We start from the raw sequence: 21,213 nt of genomic DNA, 5'->3' as shown, positions 1-21,213 counted from the left end.
TTCCATCAACGTCACGTTGGACGGGTGCTGCGATCATCGAGCAATAGTCCCGGACGAAGACTTGAAAGACTTGCATCGTCACGCGGTCGAGAACCTCGCCCAGGCCGATGCCCTCCTCTTTGGCCGGGTGACTTACGAAATGATGGAGGCAGCGTTTCGGCCGCCGGCGCGGACGGGAGCGAGGCCTGATTGGATGGAACCCTTCGCCCGGACGATCGACGCGGCAAAGAAGTACGTCGTGTCGAGCACCCTGGAGCGGGTCGATTGGAACGCGGAGCTCGTGCGCGGGGATCTGGGCAAGGCCGTTCAGCAGCTCAAGCGGGAGTCTGGTAAGGGACTGTTCGTGGGAGGCGTGAAGCTCCCGCTGGCGTTGGCGGAGCTGGGATTGATCGATGAGTACGAGTTCGTGGTGCAGCCCAGGATAGTGGGCCATGGGCCGACCTTGTTCGCGGGGCTATCGAAGCGTGTCGACTTGAAGCTCGTGGGCCGGCTGGAGTTCGGCTCGGGGGCGGTGGCGATGCGGTATGAGCCGAGAAGGTAGCCATCGGGCTTGTTAGCCCGAGTCGGCCGTATCATGGAGCAACTCGGGCCAGGCCTTCCACCGCCTCGCCACGAGACGCGATGCCCTCGCGAAGCGCTGCCTAACAAGTGGATGAAGCTATCCGGGCTATACGGTTACGGATGTCGGCGCGCTCCCATGAGGTGCGCGGCAGGGGCTTGGCTCTCTTGGCTGGGCGGCTTGAGCCTCAACACCCCGCGGCGCCACACGCCGTAAAAGTTCCAGCTCGGTGAAGAAGAGGTGCGTGGCGCCGTCCGGCAGCGGGCGCTTCATCCGATAGGCGATGCGGCCGTCCTGAAGCTCGTGACAAACGCTCCAGCGCCAGCGCGCCACGCGCTCCGTAGCAGCATAGCTGCTCAAGTCACTGCCTGTCCGAGCGATCAGGCGCGCAGCAGCCGAGCGGCGATCGGCAGGTGATCGGAGGGCTCGGTCTCCGACGGCATCGGCGTCCGGTCGTCCAGTTCCGGAAGCCGGACCGGCTGCGCCTGCAGCGCGCGCGAGTGGAAGAGGAAGTCGATCGCCTTGGCCCTGCCGTTCGCGTTGCAGGTCGGCTGGTGCCGCCCCTCGTAGGCATCGAGCAGCCCGGCCGCTGCGAACGCTCGGACCAGCGGATCCCCAGGCTGCGCGTTGAAGTCGCCGCACACGACCCACAGCGCCTCCGGGTCCCGCCGGGACCAGCTCCTCGAGGTATTGGAAGCGGCGGCAATCGAACCCGCAGCTCCCAGTCCCATCCCTGCTACGTGCCAGAGACGGGGGGCCTCAGCAGGGTGCCGCCGTACTGGCTCGCCTCCAGCGTTCCGCACGCCGCGCCAATGTCCTTCCCCCCCGAGTACCGCCGGGCGATGGGTGACTTCAGCACCTGCAGGTGATCCCGGAACGCCTTCAGCTCCTCCGCCGTCGGCGGCTGGTACTTCCCCGTCGGATCCGTCACGTCGATCAGATCCACCTTGATGGGGATCCCCTCGAACGTCTCCTTCAGCGCCAGCGCATCCTCCAGCCCCAGGTTGAACCCGGAGATGGCCACGTAGGCGATCATCGCCCGCTCGCGCCGCACCTGCGTGAACTCGCGGATGGCCTCCACCAGCTCCGGCAGCGGGTGCGCCTTCTCGATGGGCAGCACCTTCAGCCGCTTCTCCGGAATGGCGCTCGTCACCGAGAAGGTCAGCCGGTACGGGTGCCCCTCCCGCGTGTACCGCCGGATCTGCGGCACCATCCCCGCCGTGGAGAACGTGATGGACGTGCCGGAGATGGCCAGGCCCGCCGGATTCGAGAGCACCTGCGCCGCCCGGATCGTCTCCGCGTAGTTGAGCAGCGGCTCCCCCATCCCCATGAACACCACCCCGCGCACCGGCCGGTCCGCCTCCGCCCTCACCTGCAGCACCTGATCCAGGATCTCCCACGTCTTCAGGTTGCGCTGGAACCCCAGCTTCCCCGTCATGCAGAAGTCACACGCCAGCGCGCACCCCACCTGGCTCGACACGCAGACGATGTACTTCTCCTCGAAGATCGGAATCCTCACCGCCTCCACCCGCCCCCCCAGAGGCGAGGCGAAGAGGTACTTCACGAAGCCGTCCTCCGCCTTGCGCCGCTCCACCACCTCTAGGCGCGGCAGCTCCGCGTGGGCCCGCAGGTGCTCGGCCACCCTCTTGGGCACCTGAGGGGCCCGGCACACGTCCTCCACCGTGCCAGCCCCGTGCGCAAAGACGGCGGCGAACACCTTGCGAATCGCGGTGGGGGTGGGCGCCAACGGGGCCAGCGCCTGCTCCAGCTCCGGGAGCGACAGTTGTTTCAGGTTCACGATGCGGACTTGATCTTCGACCGGAGGAACTCGGTCAGCTTCGTGGACATCTCCTGCGGCATCTTGTGCGCCAGCGCCCGCTTGCACAGGCCCGGCGTCGCCCGGTACGTCCGCAGGAAGTCTACACAGGGAGAACAACCCTGCAGGTGCTCTCGCAGGTGCTGCGTGTCCTCAGGCGTCAGCTCGCCATCGAGGAAGTCCAGCAGGAGGTTGATGGAGTCTTTGCAGGTGTACATCCGAACCTCGACCGCAGCCTTCCTCGAATCACTTCCCCACTGCCGAAGATGCCCAGAGCGCCCGGGCGTTTCACTCCTGCGGGTTGCCCTGGTTGTAGAACTGGTCGATGGCCTCCCTCAGGGCAAGTCTCGCCCGATGCAGCCGGCTCTTGATGGCCGGCACAGAGTCCCCTGTCAGCTCGGAGATCTGTTCGTAACTGAGGCCCTCTACGTCTTTCAAGAGAAAGACCTCCCGGTACCCCTCGGGCAGCCGATCCGCCGACTGCTGGATGGCCTGCCCCAGCTCCGCGTCCAGCGCCTTCTCCTCGGCGTCCCGGCTCCAGTCCCGCTCCGGGTACTCCGTCAGCGAGCCCCAGTCGGTGAACTCCGGCCCCTTGATCTCGTTCTCCGCCGCCTGCACCACCCGGCGGTGGCGCAGCCGCATCAGCGCGTGGTTTGCCGCAATGCGGTGTACCCACGAGCCAAAGGCCGCATCCCCGCGAAAATCCTTGAGGTGTTGGTACGCCGACAGGAAGGAATCCTGGGCGATCTCCGCCGCGTCCGCCTCCGAGCGCGTCATCCGCAGCGCCAGGCCGAACACCTTGTCCCGGTGCGCCTCCACCAGCGCCTCGAAGGCCGCCATGTCCCCCGCCTGCGCACGCGACAGGAGCAGCCGGTCCTCTTCCTGGCGGTCTTCCGGAGCTGGGGCGACCTGTTCGGACATTTCTGGACGCACCCTTCCAGCCACGACGGCCCACGTCAAGAACGACGGGCACCCCGAGCCGGGCGCCTGCTCACGTGGCGACTGTCCTTCACCCACAGCCGGAAGGGCTCGGCCGCCCAGGCCCCCGCATACTCCACGCCCACCCGCGGCCCCCGGGCCACTCGCGCCTCCGGCACCCCCTCGCCCTCCACCACGTACAGGGGGGATATTTGGAGATCCAAGCGGTTATGCGCAAGGGTGATGCCAAAGGCACGGCACAGGCGCCCGGGCCCATCCGTGCGGAGCTGGGGGGGCAGCCCCTCCACCGGCTCCACGGCCCGGATCAGCACGGCCGCGCCGATGCCTGGTGCCTCGGTGACGATGTTGAAGCAGTGGTGCATGCCGTAGATGAGGTACACGTAGGCGCGCCCCGCCGGCCCGAACATGACCTCGGTGCGCGGGGTGAGCCCCTTGGCGGCATGACACGCCAGGTCGTGCTCGCCGATGTAGGCCTCGGTCTCGACGATGCGGCCCACGCGGCGCTGGCGCCCCTCCTCCAGGACGAGGTGGGCGCCGAGCAGCTCTCGGGCGACGGTGAGCGCGGGGCGCGTGTAGAAGGACTCGGGCAGACGCACGGTGGGGCGGGAAAGTGTACCCGGTACAACGGGCGGCACCTCGAGCGCCATCCACGGAAGCCCCACCGATCGAGCAACCAAGCGGCTGGAGCGGGAGGGAGCCCAGCCATCGCGCTCAGCCCCGGTGGCGCTCGGCCTCGCGGTAGAGCTGGGTCAGCGAGAAGTCCAGCAGCGACTGGCACGAGCGCATGTACCGCCGGGCCCGGAGGAACGGCAGCCACACCCGGTTGCCCACGCGCACCTGCGCCTCCTCGAGCTTCTGGCGCGGGATCCACTGCCCGCCCAGGTTGCGCACCAGCACCGGGCCCAGGTAGCGCCCACCGCGGGTACGGCATGCTCATCAATGTTGTGCCGCTCGAAGACTCTCGGGAACTCCTCATGCCAGAACTGGTAGTTGATGTCCTGCTCAGCGAGCACGAGGTGCGGGTTTTCGGGGGTACTGCGGTGGGATGAAGGGTCAGAGCCCGCTGTTGTAGAGGTGTTGCATCTGCAGCTTAACCGTGGTGAGGGTGCCGACCACGACGTAGGAGGTGTAGTAGTAGGTGACGCGCGGTTGGATGTTCGAGTAGCGGAAGACGTTGTTCCACTTGACCGTGTCCGGGAAGCGCCAGCGGCCGTAGCCCGCTACGGGAAAGTCGGCTTGCGGGGACGCACGGTTGTAGATGCCCATGGCGTGGCTGCCATTCGTGGTTGCGAAGATCAGCGGGAGCGGCTGTTCCGGCGAGCAGACGGTGCCGCTGGGGCACTCGGAGATCGCGGTGAGTGCTTGGGTGCCTTTGACGTCGAGCGTATAGAACCGCGAGAACTCGGTGGGCATATAGCCGGTGAGGAACTCGAAGGTGCCGGTCGAGTGAGCGGGTTCTTGGCTGTACGCGCCGATCTGGACGTCGTACTTCATGTACGTGGCATAGATGCCTTCGTAGAGGGCCACGTTCTTGCTGTGCACCCAGTTCGAGACCTTGACGCCGTTGACCGGGTTCCAATACGCCATGTTGATAACCGACTTGATGGTCGGGGGCGAAGCCAGCGTCGAGTAGTTGTACACGATGGAGCTGGACGGCGAGGGGTTCTTGCCGTCGTGGACGATCGAGGAACCGGCTTCGGTCGGGTTGTAGTTCTCGCCCCGACCGTCGAACGAGGCTGCGGACTGGAGCTGGCGACCGTGGTCGTAGTCGTTGATGAACTGCTTGCCGTTCCAGGTCACGGAGCAGATGGCTTGTGCGTCGTAGTCGCAGGTACTGACCGCGACGCCGCGGGTTGGGGAGGTGATCGTGAGTCCCGACGCGTGGGCGGCGAAGGTGAAGCAGCTCAGGAGGAGAACTGCGAGGGCGGTGCAGATACGCTTCATATGAATCTCCGTGTGAACATGTGGGGGCGGCGCGTACCGGCTTCTCTCTGGTGTCTGCTGGGGCCGATCAGTCCCCTCGAATTGAATGAGCCGACAACGGGGGAGACGATGCAGAGAATCGGTGGGCAGCTCGACAGCTCCCACTGTCGACGGGTTGGTAAGAGCGCCTGTAAGTGTTCGCGGGCTCAGGCAGCGCCCGCAGCAGAGGGAGGGGCTGGACGCTCAGGCAGCGCGACCCTTGAGGTATGGTGTCTCTCTCCTACTTGAGGCGCCCCATGCAGACACCCCAAGCCCCCACTCTCAACCCAGCGCACCTTCCCCCTGGCACCCTGGTGGGCTCCTGGCTCGTGGTGGCCGGGGCGGGCCGCGGCGTCCACGGCGCCGTCTACCAGGTCGTCCCCGTGGACAATCCCCAGGCACGACCCAAGGCTCTCAAGCTCGCACTGCTGCCCAGAGATCCTCGCTTCGCGCGGGAGTGGGAGGTGCTCGCCCGCGTGCGACACCCCAGCGTCCCGCGCCTGTTTGACTCCGGGGACTGGCAGCATCCGGGCGGCACCCTCTACCCGTTCCTCGTCATGGACTGGCTGGACGGAGCGCCCCTGTATGACTGGGCCCGCCTGCACCTCCCCTCCTCCCAGCAGGTGCTCGCGCTGCTGGCCCAGCTGGCTCGCGCCCTCCAGGCCGTGCATGCCAAGGCCTGTCTCCACCGGGACTTCAAAGGCGACAATGTCCTGGTGCGCCGCTCCGACAGTCGCGCCCTGCTCATCGACTTTGGCTCCGGCGTCTTCCCGGATGCCACCACCCTCACCCCCGACATCCTGCCGCCGGGCACCCCCGCCTACCGCTCTCCGGAGGCCTGGCTCTTCGAGCTCCAGTTCTTCCGAGACCCCAAGGCCCGCTACTCCGCTCAGCCCACCGATGACTTGTACTCGCTGGGCGTCACCGCCTACCGCCTCGTCACCGGCCAGTACCCCGAGCTCGGGGAGCCTTCCCAGGATGAGGCTGGCACCTGGCACGTGGAGGGCCTGGCCTCTCCCCCTCCGCTCTCTCTCAACCCCCGTGTGGACGTGCGGCTCGATGCCCTGATCCTCCGCATGCTCTCGGTGCGCCCCGAGCAGCGTGGCACCGCGCAAGAGCTGGCCGAGGCACTGGAGCAGGCCGCGCAGCTCTCCCTCCCCGAGAGCACCCGCTCGCTCTTCGTCCAGAAGGCGCCTCCCTCGGCGGACTCAGGCCCGCAGGCCGCTGCCACTTCCAGGCCTCCTCCCCTCCCACAGGCCCAGGAGGTTGCCACGGCGCACTCTCAGGCTCCCGAGGTGTCCTCTCTCTCGAAAGGTTCCGCTGAGCGTGTCAGCCCTCCCGAGCGCAAGCGGCCTTGGCGCCTTCAGCTCGCGACGGCAGCAGCGCTCCTGGCCCTGGGCGCCTGGCTCGGGTGGCTCACTCCCAAGGTGTTCCCCGAGCTTGCCTCTCTCCTCAGGCCTGAGGCGCGCGAGGCCCACCGGGAAGACGGTGGCGAGGCAGGGCTTGGAGAGGATGCGGCGAGCGCAGCCATGGTGGCCTCCCCCACTCCCTCCCTGCCAGGAGTGCAGGGCCAGGACACACTCCCTGAACCTCTCCCGGACCAGGCGCGGCCCGATGCGAAGGGGCGATGCCCTCACCCGCGGCAGGTCCCCCTCAATGGAGGGTGTTGGGTAAAGTTGCAGCGCGAGGAGTGCGAGGTGATCAAGGGCACCTTGCTCCAGGGCACGTGCTACGTGCCCAGCCCCCTCAAGGAACGTCAGCCTACCTCCCACCCCGTGCGCGAGCAGTGAGCCTCTCCCGATGCGTGCCAAGCGTGCGTGCGTCCAGTGCCAACTGGTTGGCAGTAGCGAACGGGGCAGAGGTCCAGTGCCAACTGGTTGGCAGTAGCGAACGGGTCCAACGGTCCGTGCTAGGAATTCGAAATGGAATACATGAATTCACCGAGACGTGTCTTTGCGCTCGGGTTGCCGGTCATCCTCGCAGGGCTGATGGGGGGCTGTTCGTCGGGAGCACACTCCACCGCGAGCCGTGCCCCCGAGCCGAGCCACTCAACCGCCCCAAACCGGCCGACCGCCCCGAGCGATCAGCTCTACTTGGCCCAGGCTGCTGGAGCCTGCTGGAACTCGATGAGCTGCTGTATCCAGAACCATCCCCTCACCTTCGTCGAGAACTGCGGCGCTGATCCCTTCGAAGCGGCGCGCATCCTCTCGGCCCTGGAGAAGCTCGGCGGGGACGCGCAGACCGCGACCATGGCCACACAGCACGAGGCGGAGGCAGCGGAAGGAGACGTTGCGAAGGAGGACGACTTCGCCAACAACGCCCACTTGCCAGAGTGGAAGCAGGAGTGCATCCGAACCTACGTGGCTTGCCAGACCGAACCGGACTGGCGGGGCTCCTGCTACGCTTGCCTCCGGCGTTGCGAGGGGCAGCAGCAGTGGCCGTTCAAGATGCGCTCGCCGCCCGGTGAGTAGGAGAGGTAACGGCGATGGACGCTGGAGACGCGGATTGGAATGAGATCTGGGTGCTGGACAATCAGGTCCAGCAGGGTAGAGCCCTCGTACTCACTGACGAAGTACGCGCCCTTCTAAGGCGTACCGCGCCAACAGTGGCCATCAGCGCGGCCGAGGCAGATGCCGCCCTCGGGAGCGCGGAGAGCGCTACTGCTCTGCTCCAGAAAATCCAGGGACGAATTCGCGACGGCTCGCACCGCCTCTCACGTGCCCTTCATCGGATGTATAGCCTTCGAGACGCGCGGGACCTTGAAGGGGCACGGCAACAGATGCGTGACCTACTGGCCGTAGAGGTAGTGCCGCACTATCGGAGCATTGCCAAAGGGCAGCTAAGAAGGCTTGGCGAAGTGGAGTAGCAATCCGGAAGAAGAGCCGGCGCAGAAGGCCGGCTTCAAGGACTCCCGGGACTACGGAGCCGGGCGGCACCCTTATCGAGGTACCGGGGGAGAACGGAGCGTTGACGCCCAATGAAGCTCCACCGGGCGAGCAGCCAGGCGGCATCGGGATGGAGCCCAGGCCAGCGCGCTCAGCCCCGGTGGCGCTCAGCCGCTCGGTAGGGGTGGGACTGCGAGGAGCTCAAACGAGCCCTCGAGGTGGAAGGGCTCACCGGACCCACATTCGTTGTGGTGTGAGTCCTGCGCAGGCGGGGAACTGTACCTCGGTACAACAGCCGGCACCTCAAACGCCATCCGCTGAACAGCCGCCGGGCGAGCATCCGAGCGGATGGATGTCTCCGCCGGGTGCGCAAACAGTTCACAGCCGCCGGTGGGTGGGGCAGATTGCGCGCCTATGCTCCCTACTGGCCGGCTCTCCGGTCTCCTCCTTCCTGTGTTCTCCCTGCGCTCGCGCACGGACTTTGGCATCGGCAACTTCGGCGCCATTGAAGGCCTCCTCCGCTGGATGAGTGAGGCCCGCCAGAAGGTGCTGATGGTGCTGCCCTTGCTGCCCACCGCGCCGGGGGACTCGAGCCCCTACGCCACGCGCTCGGCCTTTGGCCTCAACCCGCTCTTCATCGATGTGCACCAGCTGCCAGAGTTCCAGGCCACCGGCGGCGAGGCGGCCTTCTCCGAGGAGCAGAAGCGCCAGCTGGCCGAGGCGCGCGCGGCCCACCGCATCCGCTACGATCTGGTGTTCCCGCTCAAGGACGCCGCCTTCGGCCGCGCCTTCGCGCACTTCGAGCAGCACGAGTGGGCCGCGAAGACGGCACGGGCCCGGGACTTCCAGGCGTGGCGCGAGGCCCAGGGCGAGTGGCTGGAGAGCTACGCCCTCTTCACCTCCATCTCCGAGCACGAGCAGCGCCGGGCGTGGTGGGAGTGGCCCCAGCCGCTGAGAGAGCGCCAGCCCGAGGCGCTCAAGACCGAGGGGGCCCGCCTGGAGCAGCGCGTGCGCTACCACGCGTGGCTGCAGTGGGTGGCCGAGCAGCAGTGGAACCAGGTGCGCGCGCAGGCCCAGGCGCGCGGCATCCTCCTGTGCGGAGACGAGCCCTTCATCATCGGCCAGGACAGCGCGGACACCTGGGCGCACCCGGCCATCCTCCGCCGGGACGCGCGGCTGGGCGTGCCGCCGGATGACTTCTCCGCCACGGGCCAGGACTGGGGCCTGCCCTACTTCGACTTCGCGGCGATGGAGCAGGAAGACTACCGCTGGCTCAAGGCGCGCGCGGTGAAGGCGGCCAGCTACTACGACTTGCGCCGGGTGGACCACGCGGTGGGCTACTTCCGCCAGTGGATCCGCGACGAGAAGACGCCCACCGGGCGCTTCATCCCCCCGGACGAGGAGAGCCACAAGCGGCTGGGCGAGCGGCACTTCCGCCTGCTGTCACAGGACGCGGGCATCATCGCCGAGGATCTGGGCGTCGTGCCTCCCTTCGTGCGGAAGATCCTCGCGGAGCTGGGGCTGCCCGGGTACCGGGTGATGCGGTGGGAGCGGGACGCGCACGTGTATCGCCATCCGCACCAGTACCCGGCCATCTCCCTGGTCACCACGGGCACCCACGACACGGAGCCCATGGCCGACTGGTGGGAGACAGCCCGGGACGACGAGCGCGCCGCCGTGGCCCACGCGTGGCCAGAGTTCCAGGGTGTCACCGTGACGAAGGAGTTCACCCCCGAGGTGCACCGCGCCATGCTGGCCGCCGCGCTCAACTCCAGCAGCAACCTGTGCGTGCTGCCCTGGCAGGACATCCTCGGCACACGCGAGCGCATCAACCTGCCGGGCACCATGAGCGACAGCAACTGGGCCTACCGCATCACCCAGGACGTGGACCAGCTGCTCGAGGATCCGCAGTCGCGTGGCGCGGCCGAGCGGCTGGCGTGGCTCACCGCCTCCGCGCGCCGCTGAGGCCCCTGCGCCGCAAGCCGTCGCGTCAGTCGTCGATGCAGCGGGCCTGGATGGGGATGCCGTCGAAGAGGACGCACCGGCGCCCCTCCTTCAGGCAATCCATCCGCTCGCAGATGTTGGAGTCCACACACAGCGGCGGCGAGCGGCCGTAGTCGAAGAGCAGCTCCGTGCAGAACTGCTCCAGGTCCGCGCAGATCAGCGCCGGGCACTCGATGACATCATCCAGGTTGGCGCCCTCCTTGAGGCGCATGGCATCGTCCTTGCCCGGCCCACAGGAGAGCACTGCCACCAGGGCCACACCCAGCAGCCCCCTCATTTTCCAGATCATGGGGTAGCACTCTCGCCCAGGCCGGGCCTGCTTGCACGTCTGACGGCTCCAAATGTCAGGGATCTGCCCTTCCGAGCGGGCCCCGAGTCTCGATACGCGACAGAGTCAGCCAGTTTGATGCACGGCGGACGGGTCAACCCGCAGGGGAATGGATATGAACAGTCCCCGTGGACGTGGCTCTCCTCCGACACCGCCTCATCGCCCCCCTCCTGCTCCTGGCCCTCGCCAGCGCCTGTGCCACCGCCAAGCCGCGGCCCGACGCGCTGGAGGTGAAGGACCTGAAGATCGAGGGCACCGATCAGGTGGACGAGGGGGACATCAAGGCGAAGATCCTCACCACGGAGACGCCGTGGTGGGAGCCGCTCTGGCCCTTCGACAAGGGCCCTGCCTGGTTCGATCCCAACGCGTGGCAGGCGGACCTGCGGCGCATCGAGCGCTTCTACCAGGCCGAGGGCTACTACCAGGCCCAGGTCATCTCCCCGGCCCCGGACACGGTGAAGCCCGAGGGCAAGGAAGCGGTGTCCTTGATCGCCGTGGTGCGAGAGGGCGAGCCCACGCGCATCTCCACCGTGGAGCTGCGCGGGCTGGAGCAGCTGCCCGAGGATCACCAGCGGCGGGTGCGGGTGGAGCTGCCGCTGAAGCCGGGGGAGGTCTTCCGGGAGGAGAACTGGGAGGGCGTGAAGGAGCTGCTCCAGGGGCGGCTGCGCGAGCTGGGCTACGCGGAGGCCGAGGTGGGCGGCGAGACGCAGGTCGATGTGGGGACGCTCGAGGCCGCGGTGGAGCTGCAGGTGAAGCCGGGCCCGCGCTACAAGTTCGGCAACATCTTCGTCGCCACGGACAGCAACCCGCAGGTGGCGCCCCGGCGCATCATCGAGCAGGCGCAGGGGGCCGTGCGCAAGGGAGAGTGGTACAGCGAGACGGCGCTCGCGGACGCCCAGGCGCGCGTGTTCGCCATGGGCGTGTTCGGTGCGGTGAAGGTCAACCGCGGCGCGCCGGACCGGGAGGCCGCCACCGTGCCAGTGGTGGTGGACGTGCGCGAGGCGCCGCTGCGCTCCGTCCGCCTGGGCGGTGGCTTGGGCGTGGATGCCACCCGCCAGGAGGGACGTCTGCTGGCCGAGTGGACGAACCGGAACATCTTCGGCGGGCTGCGCCGCCTCACGGTGAGGGGGCGGGTCGGCTATGCCTACCTGCCCTCGTTCTACGCCGCCAGCCGGGGCGAGGACGACGTCAAGAGCGGCGTCATCTTCGATGCCACCACCGAGTTCGAGCAGCCGCGGTTCCTGTTCAGGGACTTGCGCCTGCAGACCTCGCTCTCGGGGGAGAAGGGCCTGGAGCAGGCGTACTCCTTCCTGGGCGGGCGCCTGCGCAGCGGCGTCATCTGGCAGCCGCATCCGGACCTGTCCGTCTTCCCCTCCTACAACCTGGAGGTCTATCGGCTGCAGGGCACGGTGACGGCGAACCAGGACGTGCCCCCCATCACGCTCGGGTGTGATCCCACGTCGGTCAACTGCAACATCGCGCTCAGCTACCTGGAGACCACCGTCGAGTGGGACCGCCGGGACAACCCCATTGATCCGCGCAACGGCTACTACGCCGCGCTCTCCATCCAAGGAGGCGGTGGGCCGCTGTTCGGCGACTTCACGTACATCCGGCTGCTGCCAGACCTGCGCTACTACCGCACCTTCGGGCTGGAGCAGCGGCTCACGGTGGCGGCGAAGCTGCGGCTGGGCACGCTCCGGCCCTACCGCAGCAAGTACGAGGATGAGAAGGGCGCGCAGAGCTCCGTCGTCACCCGCTTCTTCTCGGGTGGCGGCAACTCCATGCGAGGCTTCAACAGCCGGCGCCTGTCGCCCCAGGTCCCCGTGGTGACGAGCGCGGGGGATCCGACGGCGGACCCCGTCATCCCGCCCCAATTCATCACCGTCCCGGTGGGCGGCAACAGCCTCCTGGAGACGTCGCTCGAGGTGCGCTACCGGTTGACGGAGAGCCTGGTGGTTGCCACCTTCTGGGACACCGGCAACGTCGGCTGCGATGATCCCACGGCCCGCTGCTACAACCCCCTGCACTACCAGCCCTACCACGCGCTGGGGCTGGGCCTGAGGTACCTCACCGTCGTGGGGCCCATTCGAGTGGACATTGCCCGGCGGCTGAATATCGGCTCCCCCTTGTTCCAGTTACCGGAGACGGGCGGGTACACCTACCCTGCTGGCACGTGCTTCGGCCTGGGGAGCAAGGAGGGCTCGTACGCGGGAGCCCCTGAGGGGCTCTGCACGTTGCACCTGTCGATCGGAGAAGCGTTTTGAAGGACGTGAGGCATGCGCCCTGGAGGCGCTGGGTGCGGCGCATCGTCTGGGGCGTGGTGGGCCTCGTGGCGCTGGTGCTGCTGCTGGTGGCCGGGGCGGTGGGCTGGCTCACCTCGCCGGCGGGTGAGCGCTGGACGCTCGGCAAGGCCGTGACGGTGGCCAACGAGCAGCTCTCTGGGAAGCTGGAGGCAGGCTCGGTCGAGCTGAGCCTCTCGGGGCTCACCCTGCGGGACGTGAAGCTCTACACCCCCGAGGGGGAGCTGGTGGCCGAGGTGGCGCGGGTGGAGGCGCGCCTCTCGCTCACCCCCCTGGCGGCCCAGCACGTGGTGCTCACCTCCGCGCGGCTGGAGCGCCCGCGCCTCTACCTCGTGCAGGACGAGCGCGGCCTCAACCTGTCCCGGGCACTGGAGCCCCGGCAGCCCAAGCCCGAGGAGCCAGACACCGGCCCGGGCTCGCTCCGCCTCACGCTGGACGACTTCCAGTTGGAGGATGGGTACGTCGACTTCGTGGGGGACACCGAGGAGGGCACCCGGCAGGTGCGCCTGGAGGACTTCGACGCCTCGGGCGGGGCCAGCTACGGCGCGGCGAAGCAGACCTTCAACGTGCACCTGGAGGCCACCGGCGGCCTCTCCCGTCCCCTCACCGGTCCGGTGAAGCTGTCCCTGCGGAGCGGCGGGGAGGAGCAGAACCTCTCCGCGGACGTGGAGCTCACCGTGGCCGGGCTCGAGCTGCAGGGCCGCGGTGGCATGCGGGGGCTGAGCGAGGCCTGGCTGGAGCTGAAGCGGCTGTCGATCGATCCCGCGACCGCGCGCGCCGTCGTGCCCTCCTGGCCGCTGCTCGTGCCCGTCAGCGTGGAGGGCAATGCCCAGAAGCAGGGGGACGTGGCTCGGGTGGGCCTGGACGTGAAGGCCGGGAGCGCCACCGTGGACCTGGATGGCTCCTTCAACCTCGCCACGCTGCGCAGCGACGGGGTCACCCTGAAGGCCCGGGACATCAACCTCGCGGAGCTGATGGAGAACGCGGCCACCACCGCCATCGTCGCCAGCCTCACCGCGCGCGGCGGCGGCAAGAGCCTGGAGACGCTCGACGGCGAGGTGGAGCTCACCGTCTCCCCCTCGAAGTTCAAGGGGCAGCCGCTCGGGCCCGTGGAGCTGCGCGCCAGCGCGAAGGACGGCCGCTACCAGCTCTCGCGCCTGCTGGTGCTGGTGCCGGGCGCCTCGCTGGACGCGCGCGGCCAGGGCACGGTGGATCGCATCCAGGTGAAGGGCAGCCTGAGCGCGTCGGATCTCGCGGTGCTGGGGCAGACGGTGGGGAGACTGGGTCCGGGCCCGGCGCTGCCGCTGTCCGGCAGTGGCGCCCTGGACTTCGAGCTGGAGGGGCCGCTGCGCACACCTGGCGTGGAGCTCTCGGGCTCCTTCTCCTCCCTGGCCTACGCGGACAACCAGATCAAGGGCCTCTCTCTGAAGGCCGCGCTGCCGGACGTCACCAGGCCGCTCTCCCTGGACGCCTCGCTGGTGATGGACGAGCTGCGCACGAGCGGGCGCATTCTCCAGAGCCTCTCGGCCGCCATCACCACGCGGAACCGCGCGTTGGAGGCCAACGTGCGCACCGCGGGCGACGTGGTGATGAGCCTCTCGCTGGCCGGCACGGTGGACGAGGACCAGGAAGGCCTCGCCGTGAGCGCGATGACGCTGGCCTGGCCGGAGGCCATGTGGACGCTCCAGGGCTCCAGCCATGTGGGCTTCGGCGGAGGCCGCCTGGAGGTGAAGCCCGCCCTCACCCTCACCTCGGACACGCAGCGCCTGGCCCTCACGCTGGTGAAGGAGGGCGAGCGCGTGGACGGGCTCGTACAGGCAGAGGCCCTGGATCTGACGAAGCTGCCCAGGGCCTTCGTGCCCGAGTCGCTCGGCCTGGGCGGCACGGTCTCCGCCCGGGTGAGCGCGCGGGGGCGCCTGCCCCGTCCGGATGCAGAGCTCTCCGTCACGCTCGAGGGCGGCCGCTTCCAGCAGTACACGGACATCGGCGCCTCCTTGAAGGGCACCTACCTGAAGGACCGCGCCACCGGCACCCTCACCGCCAGCGTGCCCGCCGCCACCGTCAGCGCGGACTTCGATGTGCCGGTGCAGGGCGTCCTCCGGCGCCGCAAGGAGGAGCTGAGCCTCCGCGTCAACCTCTCGCGCCTCAGCATCGAGGAGGTGCGGAAGCTGCTCGGGCGCCCCGAGCCCGTGAGCGGGGACATCACGGGCGTGCTGGAGGTGACCGGCCCCGCGCGAGACCCACGCTTCACCTTCACGCTGCGGGGCGAGAAGCTCAGCTACGAGGGCCTGCCAGCGGGCGTCCTGGACGCTCCCCTCGGCTTCACGCTGAGCGCCGCGTCCGACGCGACGGATGGCACGCTGGACGCCCGCCTGGACGTGACGGGCCTGGGCCGCGAGGCCTATGTGGCGCTCCAGACGCCCTTCACGCTCGGCGGGGTGATGACCCAGCCGCCCACGGCGGACGAGGTGCTGCGCGCGCCCATCAGTGTGGAGGGCGGCGTGACCGAGCTGCCCTTCTTCTTGATCGCCAACGCGGATCAGCTCCAGCCCGCGAAGGCGGCCACAGCGGGCCAGTCCCCCGAGGCCGTGAAGGCGGCCCCGGTGGCAAGGCCCCTGCGGAAGGCGGGCGGCACCGTGTCCGCGAAGTTCGCCCTGTCCGGCTCCGTCCTCGTCCCAGAGGGCAAGCTGGAGGTGCAGGGCCGCCGCGTCACGATGAACGAGCTGCCCCCGCTGGATGCCCAGCTGTCGATGGCCGGTGGAGGCGACGACATCCGCGCGGAGGTGACGGCGCTCCGCTATGAAGGCGACAAGGCCGCGCCGCTGGCGGAGCTGAGCGCCCGGCTCGAGGCTCCGCTGGGGGCCATGCAGGATCCGGACGTCATCGGCTGGGTGCCCTTCGAATTGAAGGCGCGCCTCCACCCCACGCACCTCAAGGAGCTGCTGGGCCTGGCCCAGGCCGATCCCGCGCTGCGCGAGCAGGGGCTGCAGGGCATCCTCGGCCTGGAGCTGGCCGCGCGCGGCACCCCCGCAAGTCCCGAGCTCGTCGTCGACGTGGGGGCCCAGCAGCTCGGCGTGGGGAAGCTCGCGCTGGGCCAGGCCCACTTCCACTACACCTATGCGGACGCGCGCTCGGACTTGAATGCGACTGTCACCGCACCCACCGGAGGCACCCTGCTGCTCCGGGCTGGGGTTCCATTGGAGCTGTCCCTGCCCGCCGTGCAGCAGGGCCTGAAGCCCCAGAGTGCACCGCTGGACGTGAAGGTGGTGGCCCGAGGCTTCGACATGGCCTTCCTCTCCGGCGCGCACGAGATGGTGCGCAGCCTGGGCGGCGTGCTCGAGGCGGACGCGAGCATTGCTGGCACCGCGGGCGCCCCCACCCTGAAGGGCAACGTGAGCTGGAAAAACGGGCGGCTGGGGCTCATGGGCCTCGGCGAGTACCGGGACATCCAGGTCGCTCTCGAGGTGACGGAGGAGCGCCTCCAGCTCCAGGAGCTGTTCGCGCGGGGCGGCTCCGGGGAGCTGCGCCTCACGGCGGAAGCGGTGCGCTCGAAGAGCGGGGCCTTCGAGCTCACCGGCCAGGGCCAGCTCAAGGACTTCCCCATCATCTCGGAGGATCAGCTCGTGGCCGTCGCCTCGCTGCGAGCCACCCTGGAGGGGAGCTTGAGCCTGGACACCGTCAACATCCGCGAGCTCTCCATCCCCGAGGCCCACATCGAGCTGCCCGAGGTCCAGCGCAAGGATCTGCAGCCGCTCGAGCGGGCCCCTGACATCGTCCTGGTGCGCGACGGCGTCCCGGTGGAGAAGCGCCGCCGCAAGCGCGCACCGCCCGCCACCACCGCCACCAACACTGCCCCGGGCAATGGCGCCGCTGCAGCCGTGGCTCCTGGCGATGCCGCCTTCGCTCCCAAGGCCCCGCCGGCGGGCCCAGGGAGCACGGGGACGGGTGGCGCGGGAGACCCGCCGCCCCCGGAGGACTCGGTTGAGACCGAGGAGGAAGAGGAGGTCCAGCGCACCTACCGGGTGCTGGTGAACGCCCCGCGCAACCTCTGGGTCCGCGGCTCGGATGTGAACATCGAGCTGGGACTCTCGAAGGGCTTCGAGATCTCCTACACGGACGAGCTCTACCTCTCCGGCGAGGTCATCGTTCAGCGGGGCCGGGTGTCCGCGCTGGGGCGCCGCTTCGACGTGGAGGAGAACAGCCGCGTCATCTTCACCGGCCCGCCGCTGGCGCCCTACCTCAACCTCACCGCCCAGCACGTCAACGAGCGGGAGAACGTCACCGTCTTCGTCCACATCCGCGGCCAGGGCAAGGAGTTCACCATCGAGCCCACCAGCGATCCGGCGATGTCGGAGACGGAGATCTACACGCTGCTGGCCACGGGACGCCGGACGCTGGAGCGCAACTCGGGCGCGTCGATGACGGGCTCGCAGGCCGCCTCGGTGGTGGGCTCGCTGGTGGCCTCGCAGGCCCAGAAGGCGCTGGCGGCCGAGCTGCCGCTGGATGTGCTCTCCATCGAGGCCGGCGAGGAAGGGCTGACCGGCGCGCAGCTCGAGGTGGGCAAGTACCTCACGGACAAGATCTACGTGGGCTACACCGGCCGCGTCGGCAGCACGGGCTCCACGGTGCAGGACCGCGAGAATGCCAACGCGGTCCGCTTCGAGTACCAGTTCAGCCCCCAGTGGAGCCTGGAGGCCAACTATGGCGACGCGCGCTCCGGAGGTCTGGACCTCATCTGGAGCAAGGACTACTGAGCCCCGCGCGCCTCAGAGCGCGTAGATCTCGTAGCAGGAGCCCACCGGGCCCGCGCCCGAGGTGGGAGCGCTGGGGGCGGACTGCCACGCGCCCCCGACGCCGCACTGCTGCCACTGCGAGTTGCTGGCGGACTGCACGCAGGTGCGCGTGGGCACGGAGCGGCCCAGCGTCGCCGAGGAGCAGTACGGATATGAAGTCGTGCAGCCCGTAGGCCGCGTCGTCGTGCCGTCGGTGAAGACGCCCGCCCGGCACTGCCGCCAGAGCGCGTCCGAGGAGCTCTGCACGCACGTGAACTCGGCCACGGTGGCGTCCACGGTGCCCGAGTAGCACGAGCGCCCGTTCCCCCACGCGTACTCGCCCTTGAAGCGGTTGAAGACGGAGGCCACCAGCGACGAGCCGCCCACCGTCGTCCTGCCGCACTGGATGGCGTATGCCCCCACCCACGGCGTGTACGTGTACAGCGCGGCGGTGGCCTTGGTGACCGGCTTCACCGAGCACGGATCCGACGAGCTCTTCGTCACCCCGACCTTCCACCCGGAGATAGTCGGGCGGCCCGCATCCAGATCGATGAAGTAGCCGCGAATCTTCTTCGCCGAGCACTCCACCTGCTTGCCGAAGCCCGCGTAGGACACGTCACACCCGCTGCTGTCCGGGCACCCACAGCCGGTGGCCTTCGCCAGGTTGGAGGAGGTGCCGCTGGTGATCAGGCTCGACTCCGTCTGGATGCGCGCCAGCATGTAGAGCGGGCTGATGTTGTACGCCCTCGAGCGCTCGACGATGAGCGTCGCCGCCGTCTTGCCCCACGCCGGATCCGTGTAGCCGGCCAGGTAGCTGCCCTTCTGCTGGAGGAACTGCTGCACCTGGGCCACGGTGATCCACGCGCCGCCGGTGATGTCCGCGTCCTCGAGCAGCCGGTGCATGTCGTACTTGACGGTGGCCTCCTGCAGCACCTCGCCCGTCAGCTCATCCACCACGGGCTCATTCTCGGTAGGGCCACAGCCCATGGCGTACAGGGCGGGCAGCAGCAGCAGGCAGACTCGGAGCTTCATCGCGACCTCTCTGAAGGGGGGGGCGCGCGTCTTACCGATTTTATCCTCGATTTCCAATAAAACAGTTAATTCTAGAATTGGCGCATTGTTTTGATACCGCTACGATCGCCGCCCACCAGCAGGGCAATGGCTGGTGAAGGAGCCTGTTCATGCGAGCCACTCCCCTCTTCTCTCTTCGAAGCCTCACCCCCGCGATCTGGATGCTGAGCCTGGCGGCGTGCTCCTCCTCCGCTCCCTCGGGCGAGGTGATCGACGGGATCCGCGGGCTGACCGAGTTCAAGAATGGAATCGCCACCTGGTACGACGCCACGGGCGCGGGGCACTGTGGCTACGACAAGAGCCCCAACGACATGGACGTGGCGGCGATGAACGCGCCCGAGTTCAACAACAGCGCGGTGTGCGGCTCATGCGCGGAGGTGGAGGGCCCGCAGGGCACCGTGCGCGTGCGCATCGTCGACAGCTGCCCAGAGTGCGCTGCAGGACACTTGGACCTGAGCAAACAGGCCTTCGCGAAGATCTCCCCTGTCGAGGCCGGCCGGGTGTCTACGCGCTGGCGGATGGTCAGCTGCGCGGTGGAGGGGCCCGTGCGCTATCGCATCAAGGAGGGCAGCAACCCGCACTGGGCGGCCATCCAGGTGCGCAACCACCTGCTCCCCATCCAGAAGCTGGAGTGGCAGAAGAACGGCTCCTGGGTCGAGGCGAAGCGCGAGAACTACAACTACTTCGTCGAGGCCTCCGGCATGGGCTCGGGCTCGGTGCGCATCCGCATCACCGCCACCGACGGGCAGCAGCTCGAGGACACCCTGCCGCAGATCGAAGCCAACCAGATCTTCAACGGCGCCAAACAGTTCTCGCTGCAATAGAAGCGCCACCGCTCGTCTGCTGAGAGAGGAGGCTGCACGAGGTCCCCCTCGCGCATGGACCTGGGGGGGAGGCGTATGATCTCGCGTACCCCCCTCACCAGGAGCTTCTCCATGCGATGCGAGAACGTCCTCTCCCCTCACGTATTCATCGCGGCCGCAGTGCTGGGCCTCGCGGCGTGCTCCGACTCCTCCACGACGCCGGAGGAGCCCGTCAAGCCGATCTCGGATCTGAAGGAGAGCGTGGCCATCCGTATCGAGTCGGACGGCAAGGGCAACTGCAACTTCGACGCGAGCCCGGAGGACCTGAACGTCGCCGCGCTGAGCGTCACCGACTACGGCAACTCCGCCCTGTGCGGGGCCTGCGCCGAGATCAGCGGCCCCGGTGACAAGAAGGTCGTGGTGCGCATCGTCGACAGCTGCGCGGGGTGCACGGCGGAGCAGCTCGCCCTGAGCAAGGAGGCCTTCTCCAACATGGGCGCCTCGGACTACCTCCAGGCGACCGTCCGCTGGCAGTACGTCACCTGCCCGGTGACAGGGCCCGTGCGCTACCGCTTCAAGGAGGACAGCAACCCGTACTGGGTGGCCATCCAGGTGCGCAACCACCGGCTGCCCATCCAGAAGCTCGAGTGGCAGAAGGACGGCGCCTGGCTCGAGGTGCCGCGCCAGGACTACAACTACTTCGTCGAGCCCTCGGGCATGGGCCCCGGCCCTGTCCGCGTCCGCGTGACGGCCTCGGACGGACAGCAGCTCGAGGACACCCTGCCCCAGGTCATCCAGGGCACCGTCGTCGACGGCGCCGCCCAGTTCGAGGCGGATTAATCAACCCTGAAATTCCCGTCATTCCAGACCATATTGATCAGAATGTTGATCTAATTTACCTACATATGGGACAGATGTAGGCGCACCAACCACCGAGAGATCCTGGCAGAGGGCCTTCGAGGGGCGAACCCCGGAACATTTGCGTGGAAATCTTTGCTGCATCGCGCAACTCGATTCTCGAATCCGACGAAAACGAGGGCAAGTCACTCTCAACCGGAGAGAATTTCTCGTGTCCACATACTCAGTTCGTAAGGGCGATACCCTCAGCGCCATCGCGGCGCGGTTCAACACCTCGGTCTCGGCGCTGGCAAAGGCCAACCACATCTCCAACCCCAACAAGATCCTCTCGGGACAGCGGCTGAATGTCCCCGGGAAGTCTGATGGGTTCGACTCTCGCCCGGCCTCGCGCCCGGCACCTTCCCGTCCGGGGGCCTCGGCTCCGGCGCCCCAGGCGTCCGCAGCGGCCAAGGGGCCTGTGCGCGATGACGACGGCCGGAAGTTCCCGACGTCCCGCGACGGCACGCCGATGTACCGCCAGGGCGACTCGCAGTGGGGCAGCCGGCGCCTGGGCACCAGCTCGAGCCTGGCCGCGGCCGGGTGCGCCATGACGGCGACGGCGATGGCCGTCAGCAAGATCACCGGCAAGGTCATCAACCCCGGTGAGATGGATGCGTGGCTGGACAAGAACCGCGGCTACTCGGGCAACGGGCTGATCTGGGGCAAGGCGGCGCAGATGGGCGGCCTGGGCGCCAGCAAGGTCGCCTTCAACGCCACCAACATCAACAAGCAGATCGACAAGGGCCGCCCGGTGGTGATCGGCGTGGACTACAAGGCCGGCAGCAACGGCGGCGCCAACGGCACGGACCACTGGATCACCGTGACGGGCCGCGGCCGGCAGAACGGGCAGAACGTCTACTTCGCCAACGATCCGGCC

At 68.4% G+C, this 21,213-nt stretch carries 17 protein-coding genes, 1 tRNA gene and 2 pseudogenes; 10 read left to right on the top strand and 10 right to left on the bottom strand.

The window, feature by feature from the left end:
* A partial coding sequence (locus VD972_RS05745; RefSeq protein WP_324981942.1) for a dihydrofolate reductase family protein occupies positions 1-541 on the top strand: 541 nt, incomplete at its 5' end.
* Positions 542-939: 398 nt separating this feature from the next.
* Here VD972_RS05745 and VD972_RS05740 read toward each other — a convergent pair.
* From VD972_RS05740 to VD972_RS05705, 8 genes and pseudogenes are all read right to left on the bottom strand, one after another.
* On the bottom strand, positions 940-1,290 hold the full coding sequence (locus VD972_RS05740) for an endonuclease/exonuclease/phosphatase family protein (RefSeq protein ID WP_324981939.1): 351 nt from the start codon (positions 1,288-1,290) through the stop codon (positions 940-942).
* Positions 1,251-1,350, bottom strand: a tRNA-OTHER gene (locus tag VD972_RS05735). The genes VD972_RS05740 and VD972_RS05735 overlap by 40 nt, the downstream gene beginning before the upstream one ends.
* Positions 1,311-2,357 (bottom strand): annotated as a pseudogene (locus VD972_RS05730) (radical SAM protein); the annotation flags it as partial. The pseudogene VD972_RS05730 and the gene VD972_RS05735, both read right to left, overlap by 40 nt.
* Entirely contained in the window at positions 2,354-2,593 is a 240-nt protein-coding gene (locus VD972_RS05725) for a zf-HC2 domain-containing protein (protein WP_324981936.1), read from the bottom strand. The pseudogene VD972_RS05730 and the gene VD972_RS05725, both read right to left, overlap by 4 nt.
* Before the next feature lie 70 nt (positions 2,594-2,663).
* Positions 2,664-3,296, bottom strand: coding sequence for an RNA polymerase sigma factor (locus VD972_RS05720; protein WP_324981934.1), 633 nt, complete (start codon positions 3,294-3,296; stop codon positions 2,664-2,666).
* A gap of 35 nt (positions 3,297-3,331) precedes the next feature.
* Positions 3,332-3,961 (bottom strand): DNA-3-methyladenine glycosylase, encoded by a 630-nt coding sequence (locus VD972_RS05715; RefSeq protein WP_324981931.1) that lies wholly within the window; start codon positions 3,959-3,961, stop codon positions 3,332-3,334.
* A 64-nt stretch (positions 3,962-4,025) separates the two neighbouring features.
* Positions 4,026-4,312 (bottom strand): annotated as a pseudogene (locus VD972_RS05710) (hypothetical protein); the annotation flags it as partial.
* A gap of 55 nt (positions 4,313-4,367) precedes the next feature.
* Complete coding sequence (locus VD972_RS05705) at positions 4,368-5,258, bottom strand: hypothetical protein (protein WP_324981928.1); 891 nt, start codon at positions 5,256-5,258, stop codon at positions 4,368-4,370.
* A 275-nt stretch (positions 5,259-5,533) separates the two neighbouring features.
* Between VD972_RS05705 and VD972_RS05700 the strand changes: the two genes are divergently transcribed.
* From VD972_RS05700 to VD972_RS05685, 4 genes are all read left to right on the top strand, one after another.
* Complete coding sequence (locus tag VD972_RS05700; protein WP_324981926.1) at positions 5,534-7,066, top strand: serine/threonine protein kinase; 1,533 nt, start codon at positions 5,534-5,536, stop codon at positions 7,064-7,066.
* Between the two features lie 336 nt (positions 7,067-7,402).
* The gene (locus tag VD972_RS05695; protein WP_324981924.1) at positions 7,403-7,747 is read left to right on the top strand and encodes a hypothetical protein; all 345 of its coding nucleotides are present in this window, start codon (positions 7,403-7,405) and stop codon (positions 7,745-7,747) included.
* Positions 7,748-7,761: 14 nt separating this feature from the next.
* A complete protein-coding gene (locus VD972_RS05690) occupies positions 7,762-8,142 on the top strand; it encodes a DUSAM domain-containing protein (RefSeq protein ID WP_324981920.1) in 381 nt (126 codons plus the stop codon).
* Between the two features lie 433 nt (positions 8,143-8,575).
* A complete protein-coding gene (locus VD972_RS05685; RefSeq protein ID WP_324981916.1) occupies positions 8,576-10,126 on the top strand; it encodes a 4-alpha-glucanotransferase in 1,551 nt (516 codons plus the stop codon).
* A 25-nt stretch (positions 10,127-10,151) separates the two neighbouring features.
* Here the strand turns inward: VD972_RS05685 and VD972_RS05680 are convergent, their stop codons facing one another.
* A complete protein-coding gene (locus VD972_RS05680) occupies positions 10,152-10,454 on the bottom strand; it encodes a hypothetical protein (protein WP_324981913.1) in 303 nt (100 codons plus the stop codon).
* A gap of 167 nt (positions 10,455-10,621) precedes the next feature.
* Between VD972_RS05680 and VD972_RS05675 the strand changes: the two genes are divergently transcribed.
* Complete coding sequence (locus tag VD972_RS05675) at positions 10,622-12,757, top strand: BamA/OMP85 family outer membrane protein (RefSeq protein ID WP_324981910.1); 2,136 nt, start codon at positions 10,622-10,624, stop codon at positions 12,755-12,757.
* 32 nt (positions 12,758-12,789) lie between these two features.
* Positions 12,790-17,547, top strand: a complete 4,758-nt coding sequence (locus tag VD972_RS05670; protein WP_324981908.1) for a translocation/assembly module TamB domain-containing protein — start codon at positions 12,790-12,792, stop codon at positions 17,545-17,547.
* A gap of 12 nt (positions 17,548-17,559) precedes the next feature.
* Here VD972_RS05670 and VD972_RS05665 read toward each other — a convergent pair whose 3' ends face one another.
* On the bottom strand, positions 17,560-18,597 hold the full coding sequence (locus VD972_RS05665) for a hypothetical protein (RefSeq protein WP_324981905.1): 1,038 nt from the start codon (positions 18,595-18,597) through the stop codon (positions 17,560-17,562).
* 149 nt (positions 18,598-18,746) lie between these two features.
* Here VD972_RS05665 and VD972_RS05660 point away from each other — a divergent pair, with 149 nt between their 5' ends.
* The 3 genes from VD972_RS05660 to VD972_RS05650 all read left to right on the top strand — a co-directional run.
* Positions 18,747-19,460, top strand: coding sequence for an expansin EXLX1 family cellulose-binding protein (locus VD972_RS05660; RefSeq protein ID WP_324981903.1), 714 nt, complete (start codon positions 18,747-18,749; stop codon positions 19,458-19,460).
* Positions 19,461-19,571: 111 nt separating this feature from the next.
* The gene (locus tag VD972_RS05655; RefSeq protein ID WP_324981900.1) at positions 19,572-20,279 is read left to right on the top strand and encodes an expansin EXLX1 family cellulose-binding protein; all 708 of its coding nucleotides are present in this window, start codon (positions 19,572-19,574) and stop codon (positions 20,277-20,279) included.
* A 229-nt stretch (positions 20,280-20,508) separates the two neighbouring features.
* On the top strand, positions 20,509-21,213 hold a 705-nt coding region (locus VD972_RS05650; protein ID WP_324981897.1), incomplete at its 3' end, for a LysM peptidoglycan-binding domain-containing protein.

Origin of the sequence: Hyalangium sp. (assembly GCF_035629615.1) — a bacterium.
In the GTDB taxonomy this organism is placed as follows: Bacteria; Myxococcota; Myxococcia; order Myxococcales; family Myxococcaceae; genus Hyalangium.
This window is presented reverse-complemented; position numbering and strand designations above follow the sequence as displayed.